This is a genomic window from Cyanobium sp. NIVA-CYA 375 (assembly GCF_056108345.1).
This window is the reverse complement of sequence record NZ_JBSYHW010000264.1, coordinates 1-909: the sequence shown is the minus strand read 5'-3', so window position 1 is coordinate 909 and position 909 is coordinate 1. Positions and strand designations below refer to the sequence as shown.

The following is a 909-nucleotide window of genomic DNA, read 5'->3' as shown; positions in this document are numbered from 1 at the left end:
CGGCAACCATCGATGCGAGTGCATCGATCTGGCCACATTAGATTTACCGGTGAAGTAGATCGATCTGTGATCAAACGGTCGATAAGAAAATGGGACGACAAGGTCAGAGTTCAGACCTGTCGATTGCAGTTCCCGCTGCGCCCATTCAACAGCCCATCCCTCTACATCTTTTCGCAGTGCAAATTCTGAGCGGGCTGTCTCCGGTGGTAGAGACGCGAAACGCTTCAGACGCGTCATCAAATCGTTGATTCCAAATGCAACATTAAGGCTGTCGCGTGCCGTTATGACGCCGACACCTGACGTCTCAAATATCTCCTTGAGAGATAGACTAGCGGCCTCGTCGAGACGTTCGCTATGAGGAACGAAGAAATAATTTGGCGACGCAGGTCTGACTTCAATAATTTCAGGATGATCGATCACTTCGAGCGAAAGAGTTTTGTATTTTCCAATCCGCCTTCCCGATATCTTCCTGTAGGTGATTTTCTTTTCGGCCGTTCCTTTGACAAAAAGGCTAATCGCGACGCCTGTTCCAATATCAAACACGTTTTCGTCCAGCTCACCATTTACGCGGTCGCCTTGGGCACCCCCAAGATCGACAATGTGGATCTGATCAAATGTCGTCATTAGATGTTGACGCATTCCCCTAAATGTCACGTTGTCAACGAAGCCTCGGTTAGTGATTATCCCCACGACTCCTTCAGACACGGTCTCCATTTTTGACTCGGCAAAACGGATAAACTTGACGTAGTCGTCAGGCAGAGAGTGTTTCCGCTCATTAAAGTGTGCGCCGTCGACGTACTTGTATGTTTCAATGAGTGTCGTGATCCACTCGCCATTGTTAAGGCTCTCGACCGAATACGGCGGGTTCCCCGTAATCACGAGGATCGGCTTGTCCTTCACCGCCTGCGC

Annotated in this window: 1 protein-coding gene; it reads right to left on the bottom strand. The window is 49.7% G+C overall.

Going from position 1 to position 909, the window contains the following annotated elements; translation table 11 throughout:
• Positions 1-909 (bottom strand): type ISP restriction/modification enzyme (locus AC01FP_RS17980; protein WP_474482155.1); only part of this gene is annotated, 909 nt, incomplete at both ends.